Source organism: Bradyrhizobium sp. CCBAU 25338, from assembly GCF_028128965.1.
GTDB lineage: Bacteria > Pseudomonadota > Alphaproteobacteria > Rhizobiales > Xanthobacteraceae > Bradyrhizobium > Bradyrhizobium liaoningense.
This window is the reverse complement of record NZ_LFKY01000021.1, coordinates 1-11,265: the sequence shown is the minus strand read 5'-3', so window position 1 is coordinate 11,265 and position 11,265 is coordinate 1. Positions and strand designations below refer to the sequence as shown.

The following is an 11,265-nucleotide window of genomic DNA, read 5'->3' as shown; positions in this document are numbered from 1 at the left end:
CACACCTCCGCCGTCCTGCCCGTCGAGCAGCCAGGCCTCGGCACCGATCTCCTCCAGCACGGCGGCGAACTGAGCGCGCAAGTCCTTCTGCGTCAGCACCAGCGCCGCGCCGCTGTCGCGCAGCATGTGCGCCAGCCGCTCCGGCGGGTAATCCGGATCGAGCGGCAGATAGGCCCCACCGGCCTTCAGCACGGCGAGCAGCGCGACCAGCATCTCGACGCCCCGGTCGAGTGCCAGCCCGACCACCACGTCGGTCCCGACGCCGCGATCGCGCAAGCGCCGCGCCAGCCGGTTGGCGCGTGCATTCAGCGCGGCGTAACTCAGCTCCGTCTCGCCGAACACCAGCGCGATCGCCTGCGGCGACTTCCGGACCTGTGCCTCGAATTGTGCAATGATTCCCTTACGCGGCTCATCTCGGCGCGTGTCGTTCACCCGTCCGAGCAGGCTGTCATCCGCGGGATCGCGGGCCACGATCATGCCGACCGGTCGACCGGCATCGATGCTCAGCGCTTCGACCAGCCGGACAAAGGCCCGCTGTAGCCGCGCAATCTGCGCCTCGTCGAAATGCTTGCGCTGATAGTTGAAGACGAGGCACAGGCGCTCATCGACGCCGACGCTTGCGAACAACGGGTAATTGCTGGTCTCGACAATCCGGGTCTCGCCGACCTGGATCTGCCGGTTCTTTCCGATCAAGGCGCGATCAACCGGGTAATTCTCGAACACCAGGATGGTGTCAAACAGCGGCCGTCCGGGACGCCCTGCCAGGCGCTGGATTTCGTAGAGTGGCGTAAAGCCGAAGTCGCGCAAGGCCAGATTGCGATCCTGTAGCTCGCGCAACCATGCGCCAACCGTCTGCTGTGGGCTGACGCCGTCGATGACCGGCAGAGTGTTGATGAACAGGCCGACCATCTCTTCAGCGCCGGCGAGCTCAGGCGGTCTGCCCGACACCGTGACACCGAAGCAAACCGTCCTCTGCCCGGTATGCTGTCGTAGCAACTGCGCCCACGCCGCCTGCACCAGCGTGTTCATCGTGATCCGCTCGCGCGCCGCAAATTCCTGCAACCGTCCAGTCAACGCAGGATCCAGCTCCAGCGCAAGCGAGCCGTGACCGGACGAGTGCGCCTCCGTCCGTTCGGCCAGGCTTTCCGCCAGGAAACTCGGCTCGTCCAGCCCGGCCGTCGCATTGCGCCAGAACGCCGCAGATGCATCGGTGTCGCGGTCGCTCAGCCACGCGATGTAGTCGCGGTAACGGTGCTGCAACGCCGGCAGACATCCCTCGCCGTTATGCCGCATCACCTCGGCGATCAGCCGCGCCGAGCTCCACCCGTCGAGCAGGATGTGATGGTGCGTCCAGATCAGCCAATGCTGGTCTTCGCCGAGTCGGATCAGCCGGACGCGCTGCAAGGGCGGTCGCGACAAGTCGAACCCCGCGGCCTGTTCCTGCCGCGAGACGTCGGCCAGCGCCGCGTCCAACTGTGTCTGGTCCCACCCTTCAATTCGCTCACGCCAGTCGTCTTCAACAAAGGGCACTTCCGCACGGCGATAGACGACCTGTTGCGGCGCGCCGGACAAATCACGCCAGACGAATCCGGTCCGCAGCACCGCATGGCGATCGCTGGCCGCCAGCCAGGCGCGGCGCAGTTTTCCGGTATCCAGGCCGCGGATATCCGCCGCAACCTGATTGACGTATAGCCACCTCTCGCTGTCGTGCATTGCGTGGAACAACATACCCTGCTGCATCGGCGACAACGGATAGATGTCCTCGATCTCGCGCCAGTCGAGCGCAAGCCCGTCGAGCTCGGCCTGACCGAGCCCCGGCAACGCCACGTCGGATGGCGTCAGGCCACAAGCGCCGCCGGTGCAGTGTGCCACCAGTTCACGCAATGCAGCCTCGTACAACACGGCCAGTCGCTCGACCGTCTCGCGCCGATAGCGCTTGCGGCTGAAGGCGAACGACAGCCGCAGCCGGCCATCGCGCACCGTGCCGTTCACGCTCAGCCAGTGTCTTAGCGGGCTCGATCCATCGCGGGATGGACCGGCGCTTTCCGCCGCCATCGTGAACAGCGCCGCTTCAGCGTCACCGCCGTCGATCTGGCCCAAATAGTTGAGCGCAATCTTCGGCTCGGCAACATGCGACAGCGCCGTGCGCTGCTCTTCCGAGCCGAGATAGCGGAACACGCCGTAGCCCAGCCCGCGGCCGGGAATGCCACGAAGCTCCTCCTTCACCGACTTGATCAACAGCGAGGACTCTTGCGAGCCACCGGCCAATCGCACGGGAAAAGCTGTCGTGAACCAGCCGACCGTGCGCGAGAGGTCGACGTCGCCGGAGAGGTGCTCGCGGCCATGCCCCTCCAGCTCGACGAGGACCTCATCCTGTCCGCACCACCGCCAAACGGCGCGTGCAAGGCCGGCGAGAAGAAGATCGTTGATCTGCGTGCGATAGGCCGACGGAGCTTCCGCGAGCAGCCGCCGCGTCCATTCGCTCTCGAACGTCAGCAGGACCTCATCGGCATCTGCAACGCGGTCGACGCCATCATGATCGTCGTCGCAGGGGATGTCCGCACTTGCATGGCGGCCGGTCCAGTAAGATAGTTCCTTCGCCAATTGAGGCGATGTTGCGTGGGCTCGCAAGCGCTGTCCCCACAGCGCGTAAGCTTGGGTCTTGGGCGGAAGCGCGACCGTGGCATCACCTTGCACAAGCTGCGTGTATGCAGAGGCGATGTCCTCTAGCAGAATTCGCCATGATACGCCGTCGACCACCAAATGGTGGATCACGATCAGAAAACGCTGGCTGCCATCGGCGACATCGATGCCGACCGCTCGCAACAGCACTCCGCTGAAGATCGACAGGCTTTCCTGTGCCGACGATGCCAGCGCAGTCACAGCATCGCGGTCGGCCGCGTGCCGGACCCAGAGCATCCCATCCACCGCCGGAGCGGCGCCGTGCTCAGCATGCCAGCTCCCCCGCCTCTCCTCGAAGCGCAGGCGCAACCCGTCGTGATGGTCGACCACGACGACAAGTGCGCGCCGCATCACGTCCCAGTCGAGACGGTCTCTCGGCCGCAGCAACACCGCCTGGTTCCAGTGATCGCGATTTCCCGTGTCTTCCGCAAAGAAGCGATACTGAATCGGCAACAGCGGATGCGGGCCGGTGACCGGTGCCTGATCAGCGAGCGTTTCGCTACGCGGCTCGGCCCGCGCCGCGAGCGCGAGCGCCTCCAGCGTCTGATGCTGAAACACGTCGCGCGGTTCGATCAAGTATCCGACGCGCCGGGCGCGACTCACCATCTGGAGCGAAATGATGGAATCGCCGCCGAGCTCGAAGAAATTGTCGCGGAAGTTGACGGCGGGCTGGCCGAGCAGCTCGGCCCAGATCGCCGCAAAGGCGATCTCGGCCGGCGTGCGTGGCGCCTGATGCTCAGCATTCCCATGGACCATGTCGGGCGCAGGCAGCGCATGGCGATCCACCTTGCCGCTCGGCATCAAGGGCAGCCGCTCCAGCACTGCAATTCTCAGCGGCACCATGTAATCGGGCAGGACGGCCGACAGCGCCGTCCGCAGCCCCGCCTCTTCCAGTTCATCCGTGCCGCTGACGTAGCCGACCAGTTGTTGGCCGGCGCCGATCTCTCGCGCCACCACGACCGCCGAGCGGACGCCGGGCTGCTCGAGCAGCCGCGCCTCGACCTCGCCGAGCTCGATGCGGAAGCCACGAATCTTGATCTGGTGATCCGCGCGCCCGACGTAGTCGATCGCACCATCGGCCCGCCAGCGCGCCAGATCTCCCGACCGGTAGAGGCGCTCGCCGGCCTCGCCGAAGGGATCGGGAATAAAGCGCTCCGCCGTCAGCTTTCCGCGCCGCCAATAGCACCGCGCCAAACCCGCCCCGCCTATGAACAGCTCGCCGGTCACGCCCGCCGGCACCAGGTTCAGATCCGTGTCGAGGATACGGAGCGTCACGCCGGGAATGGGCCGTCCGATCGGCACGCGCGCCGCACCTTCATCACGACAGGTCCAGTAGGTCGCGTTGATCAAGGCTTCAGTCGGACCGTAGCGATTGTCGAACCGGACGCCGGGGAACGTCGCGAGCACGCGCGTCATTAGGTCGAACGACAGCGCTTCGCCGCCCGCGAACAGGCGCTTGAGCGAGGAGCAGCGCGCTGCGCCGGGCTCGGCCACGAAATGCTCGAGCATCTGGGGCACGAAATGCAGCGTCGTCACGTCATGGGCGATGACGGCCTCCACGAGACGCCGCGGCTCGCGATGCGCGCCCGGAGCCGCGATCGCAAGCCGCGCGCCGGTCGCAAGCGGCCACAGGATTTCCCAGACCGAGACATCGAAGCTGAATGGCGTCTTGTGCAGGAAGGTCTCGCCGGCATCGAGGCGATATTCCGCCTGCATCCAGCCAAGCCGCGCCGCAAGCGCGCGATGAGAACAGGCCACGCCCTTCGGCACGCCGGTCGATCCCGACGTGTACATCACATAGGCCAAGCTGTCCGGATGGAGCGCTGCATCGGGATTGCCAGCGCAGTCTTCGATCCGAGCTTCGTCCTCTCCATCGATGGTCCAGGATTCGGCATTCGCATCCGCGATCACAGACGCCAGATGCGTCAAGAGCCGCTCCTGGGTCAGCACCAACGCTGTTCCGCTGTCACGCAGCATGTGAAGGAGGCGATCGGACGGATAGTCTGGATCGAGCGGCAGATAGGCGCCGCCGGCCTTCAGAACGGCCAGGACGCCGACGACCAGCTCGATGCTTCGCTCGAGCGCCAAGCCGACCAGCCGGTCGCGACCGATCCCATGATCTCGCAGCCGCCACGCCAGGCGATTCGCGCGCGCATTCAGCGCGCCATAACTGATCTCGCGGTCGCCAAAAACCAACGCGACCGACGACGGCGAAGCCTCGGCCCGTGCTTCAATCTGCGCGACGATACTCTCACCAGTCTTCGGAGCCCGCTCAACGCAGCCGCTCCAACCGAGCACCTCCTGGGTCTCGTCGGCATCGAGGCTCTCGAGCACGCCAAGCGGACGAGACCCGTCCTCCACGATCCTGGCCAGCAGCCGCGACAGCGAGGCTTGCAGATGCCTTATCTGATCGTCGTCAAAGCGGCTGCGGTCGTAGCGAAAGCCCAGATTGATGCCGTCGGGCTTGGCGAACACCGCCACCGTCAACGCATAATTGGTGATCGAGACCTGCTCGACCCGGCCGAACCGGCCGCCGCTCTCGCTCTCGCCTCGCAGCGCCTGATCGATCGGGTAGTTCTCGAACACGAGGATATTGTCGAACAGCGCGCGCCCGGAGCGCCCGGCAAGACGTTGGATTTCATAGAGTGGCATCCAGCCGTGTTCGCGCAGATCCATGTTGCGCGACTGGAGCTCGCGTAACCACGCCCCCACCTCCTCTTGCGGGTTTGCCTGATCGACGACGGGCAGCGTGTTGATGAACAGGCCGACCATGTCCTCGGCCCCGCTGATCTCGGTGGGCCGGCCGGAGACCGTCGCGCCGAAACAGACCGCGCGCTGGCCGGTGTGACGACGCAACAACTGCGCCCACGCGCCTTGTACCAGCGTGTTCAGCGTGACGCGCTCGCGCCTGGCGAACGCCTGCAAGCTTGCCGTCAGGTCCGCCGTGAGAAGCATGTCCAGCGAGCCATGGCCGGATGCGCCTTTGACTGCAGGTTCTCCCAGCGTGCCCGCGAGGAGACTGGGCTCATCCAATTCTGCCAACGCGGTGCGCCAGAACGATGTCGACGACTCGCGGTCCTGCTTCTGGAGCCACTCGATATAGTCGCGGTAGCGGCCCCGCACAGCAGGCAGCCGCTCGCCGCGCTCGTGCTGCAAGACCTCGGCCATCAGGCGCGCCGCGCTCCAACCGTCGAGCAGGATATGGTGGTGCGTCCAGATCAGCCAGTGGCGCGCGTCGTCGAGCCTGATCAGCCGGACCCGCTGCAACGGCGCCTGCGACAGGTCGAACGCCCTGGCGCGCTCGGCTTGTGAGACGCGCGCCAACGCGGCCCGGAGCTCTTGATCGTCCATGGCCGCCGCCTGCGTGCGCCAGTCCTCTTCCTCGAACGCCAGATGCGCAGAGCGATAGACCACCTGCTGTGCCGCCCCCGACAGCTCGCGCCACGCAAATCCGGTTCGTAATACCGCATGCCGTGAGCTGACCTCGTGCCAGGCTGCGCGCAGCCTACCAGAATCGAGGCCGCGTATCTCCAGGCCGATCTGGTTGACGTAATTGCCACTCTCGCCATCACGCAGAGCGTGGAACAGCATGCCCTGCTGCATCGGCGACAGCGGATAGATGTCCTCGATCTCGCGACAGTCGATCGTTGCGACCAGCACGTCGAGCTCGGCCTGGTCCAGGTCCGACAACGCGAAGTCCGACGGCGTCACGCCTCGGGCGCCAGCGGTGCAGTGGTCGATCAGCTCGCGCAAGGCTGTAGCATAGTGCTGCGCAAGGAGTTCGATCGTTGCCCGCCGGTAACGCCTGCGGCCATAGCTGAACGACAGGCGCAATTGCCCCTCGCTGACCTGGCCGTTGATGCTCACCCAGCGGCCAAGCGGCGCGCTGTCGCTGCGCGTCGGTCCGAAACTTTCTGGCGCGAGCCGGAACGGCGCGCTCTCGCCCATGCTGGAATCGAACTGACCGAGATAGTTGAAGACGATTCGCGGCTCGGAACTTGTCGCCAGCGCGCTACGCTGCGCCTCGGTGCCGAGATGGCGCAGGACGCCGTAACCTAGCCCGCGGTTGGGAACGGCGCGAAGTTCCTCCTTGACGGACTTGATCAGCGCAGCGTCGTCGCCGGAGCCACCGGCAAGGCGCACCGGAAAAGCCGTGGTGAACCAACCAATGGTGCGGGACACGTCCATGCCTGCGAAGATATCCTCGCGGCCATGCCCTTCGAGTTCGACGATGACATCCTCGATGCCGCTCCAGCGAGACACGGCTCGCGCAAGCGCAGCAAGCAGAAGATCATTCACCTGGGTATGGTAGGCGGACGGCGCCTCCTTCAGGAGGCGTGTCGTCAGTCCCGCGTCGAATGCCAGCAGGATCTCCTCACCCTCGGCAACCCGGTCGACCTCACCATGATCGTCGTCGCAGGGAAACTCGGCATGTGAGCCTCGTTCGAGCCAGTAGCCGAACTCGGCCGCCAGCTCGTCTCTACCGCCATAGGCATGCAACCGCGCGCCCCAGGACGAATAGGGTTCGCTCCGCGCCAACGCAACCGAAGCCGCGCCTTGGCAGAGCTGATCGTACGCAGCCGCAAAATCTTCGAGCAGCACGCGCCATGACACGCCGTCGATGACGAGGTGATGCACCACCACCAGAAGCCGCTGGCTGCCGTCCGCGAGGTCCATACCGACCACCCGCAGCAACGGTCCGGCCAGCGAGAGGCTGGCCTGGGCTTCAGAGGCCACTTTCGTGACTGCGGCAGCATCGCGGATGTTGCTGCGAACCCACATCAGCTCCGACGTTGCCGGCGTTGCGCCATATCTCGCGCGCCAGCCGCCATCGATCTCCTCGAAGCGCAGGCGCAAGGCCGCGTGATGAGCGACGAGACCGGCGAGCGTGCGTTCGACAAGCTCCCAATCGAGCCGCGATTTCGGCATCAACAGGACGGCCTGGTTCCAGTGATGGCGGTCCCCTGCGTCCTCGCCGAAGAACCGCAACTGGATCGGCAGCAGCGGATGATCGCGGCCCTCGACATGGCCTTCGACGACGACATCTTCCGCCTTGCTTTCACGCCGCGCGACGCGCGACAGATCCCGCAAAGTCTGATGCCGGAAGACGTCACGCGGCTCGATCAGCAGTCCCGCCTGACGGGCGCGGCCGACCAATTGCAACGAGATGATGGAATCGCCGCCGAGCTCGAAGAAATTGTCCTCGACACCGATGACGGGCTGACCGAGCAGTTCTGCCCAGATCGTGGCGAGAGCCGCCTCGGTCGGCGAGCGCGGCGCCACGTATGCGGCGGTCTCCAAGAGCGTCCCGGGCGCCGGCAGGGCGTCGCGATCCACCTTGCCATGCGCGGTGAGCGGCAGCCGCTCGAGCCGCACGATGCGGGCCGGCACCATGTAATCGGGCAACTCGTCCGAAAGCGCCGCGCGCATCGCCGCCTCGTCGAACGGCCCATCGCCGGCGACGTAGCCGACCAGCTGGCGATTGACGTCGGATTCGCGGGCAATGACGACAGCCGATTGCACGCCGGCTTGCCGCATCAACCATGCCTCGATCTCACCGAGCTCGATCCGGAAGCCGCGGATCTTAACTTGATGATCGGAGCGGCCGACATATTCGATCACGCCATCGGCACGCCACCGCGCCAGATCGCCGGTGCGATAAAGCCGCGTGCCCGGCGTACCGAACGGATCTGGGACGAAGCGTTCAGCCGTCAGCTCGGCACGCCGCCAGTAGCCGCGCGCAAGTCCCTCGCCGCCGATGAACAGTTCGCCGGTCACGCCGACCGGGACGATATTGAGATCATTGTCCAGAATGTAGGCCGAGCGGCGCCCCACCGGACGGCCGATCGGCGCGTAATTGCCATCGATCTCCTCGCTGGCATCGACTTTCCAGACCAGCGGCGTCACCACGGTTTCGGTCGGGCCATAACCGTTGATCAATGTCCGCGGCTTGAGCGCACGCTTGACCTTGTCGAAGCCGGCCTTGGGCATCGCCTCGCCGCCGAACGAGTAGAGCTCCACCGGCGGTGGATCGCCGCGCCACATCGCGAATTCGGCGAGCTGTTGTAGATAGGCGGGCGGGAAGCCGGCATTGGTGACGCGTTGCCGGCGCAGGACGTCGAGGGTCTGCTCGGCCGACCATAAGTCTGCATCGCGCATCACCAGTGCGGCGCCGCAGGTCAGTGCGGTCCAAAGCCGCTCATGTGCTCCATCGAAGGTGAAGGACAGGAAGTGCAGTTCGCGCGAGTGCCGGTTCATGTCGTAAAGCCCGGCCGTCACCTCGCAATGCATAGCGAACGGGCCGTGCTCGACCGCGACGCCTTTCGGGATACCGGTGGAGCCCGAGGTGTAGATCACATAGGCAAGGCTGGTCGCAGCCAGCCCAATCTCCGGATCGCTTTCGCTCTCCCCCGCGAAGTCGATCCCACCGAGGTGAACGACCTCAATGCCGGGCGGCGCCGGCGTCAGCGCCGAACCATCCGCGTCAACCAGCACGACGCGCGCGCCGGCATCACGCATGGTACCGACCTGCCGCCTCGCTGGATGCTCAGGATCGAGCGGCAGATAGGCGGCACCCGTCTTCAAGATTGCGAGCAGGGCCACGACGAGATGTGGCGAGCGTCGCGCCGAGATGCCGACGAGGTCGGAGGGCCCGACGCCCACGCGCATCAGGTGGTGCGCGAGGCGATTGGCGCGCCGGTTGAGCTCGGCATAGGTAATTTCATCCTCGCCGAAGACCAGCGCCGGCGCATCGGGCGTTTTAGTCGCCAGCCGTGCGACAGTCCGGTGAACCGGCATGAACGGTGTACCGCTCGTTCCACCATCCATATCGTTCCACTGGCGCAGCCTCTCCAGTTCCTCTTCGGAAAGCAGCGCCACATCGGCGATCGATTGCATGTCGTCGGCAACCATCACCTTCAGTATCGTGGTCCAATGCGTGGCAAGGCGCTCGATCGTGGAGGTCTCGAACAGCGCCTTCGCGTAGGTGAAGATCGCGCGGATCTCGCCCGACGGTCCCTCTTCGGTATCGAGCGCGAGATCGAACTTAACCGTGTCAACGTCGGCGTCGATCTTTTCGATCTGAAGGCCGGTCCGATCCGGTGGATTGCCCGACGCCCGACGATGCTGGTGATTGTAAAGGACCTGAAAAAGCGGGTTCTGACTCAGGCTGCGCGCGGGTTGGAGGATCTCGAGTAGTCGCTCGAACGGAAGGTCCTGGTGTTCCTGTGCCTCGATCGTGGCCGCATGGACTTCCGCAATGAAGTCCGCGATCGCCGCTCGGCCGCCGATCTGTGTGCGAAGAACCTGGGTGTTGACGAACAAGCCGATCACGCCACGCGTTTCGTCGCGGTACCGATTGGCGACAGGCACGCCGATGCTGATGTCGGACTGGCCCGTGTAGCGATAGAGCAGCAGCTTAAAACTGGCCAGCATGACGACGAACAGCGTCGTGCAATGCCTCCGCGCCAGAGCACGCAAATCATCGGCCAGCGCCGGATCGAGCGAAATGCGGCGTGCCGACCCCGCAAGGTCCGGGACCGCCGGTCGGGCCCGGTCGATCGGTAGCTGCAGCACGGCCGGATCGGCGAGACGCCTAGTCCAGTAGTCGACCTGCAGCGCGCCATCGACCGCACTCATCCATAGCCGTTGCCATTCGGCGTAGTCGGCGTAATCGATCTCCTGCGCCGGCAGAGCCGGTGTTTCACCACACGCAAACGCCGCGTACAGTTTCCAGAATTCGTCGACCAGTACGCCCATCGACCAACCGTCGGCCACGATATGGTGCAGGCTGACGACGAGAAAGTGGTCGCCTTCATCCAGAGTCATCAACGCCGCGCGCATCAGGGGGCCGGTTTCGAGATCAAACGGCAGCGAAGCTCCCTGCCGCGCCAGCAAGCGCGCCTGCCCTTCGCGGTCATCGCCGTCGAGGGTTAGGTGCCGCAATGCGACCGGTTGCGGATCGCGGACGACTTGTTCGGCTTGATCTCCTTCCTGCTGAAACACTGTGCGAAGCGCACTGTGACGGGCAACGAGCGCATCGAACGCCTGTTGCAGCGCGCGCGGTTTCAGCGTGCCGCGCACGCGCACGGTCGCAGAGATGTTGTAAGCGGCGCTCCCCGGGTCCATCCGCCACAGGAACCAGAGGCGCGATTGCGCAAAGGACAACGGCGCCCGCTTGCGCTCCTGGCGCACGATCGGCAGCATGGCGAGATTGACGCCCTTTGCCGCGAGCTGCGAAAGGAATGCGTGCTGCTTGCCGGCATCGAGGCGCATCAGGCGCCGTGAGATGTCGCGCAGCTGCTGCTTTTGCGTGGTTGCCGTGTCACTCATCGGACAGTTCGACTTCCTTCAACATGTCGAGCATCGCGGCGATGTCGCCGCTCCGCTTGTCGGGTTCGCCCTCCACGTCGAGCGCAGTCGCCATGGTTTCAACGGTCGTCATTTCAAACAGACGGTTGAGCGGCAGGTCGTAGCCGAGATCACGCTTGATGCGGCTGACGAGCTGGACGGCGATGATGGAATCGCCGCCGAGCTCGAAGAAATTGTCGGTGACGCCGATGTCGGGCTGGCGCAGCAGGTCGG

Annotated in this window: 2 protein-coding genes; both read right to left on the bottom strand. The window is 65.3% G+C overall.

Annotated elements, in window-relative coordinates; all coding sequences use genetic code 11:
- A partial coding sequence (locus ACM42_RS08580; protein WP_271527522.1) for a non-ribosomal peptide synthetase occupies window positions 1-11,013 on the bottom strand: 11,013 nt, incomplete at its 3' end.
- A partial coding sequence (locus ACM42_RS08575) for a phosphopantetheine-binding protein (protein ID WP_271527521.1) occupies window positions 11,006-11,265 on the bottom strand: 260 nt, incomplete at its 5' end. The genes ACM42_RS08575 and ACM42_RS08580, both read right to left, overlap by 8 nt.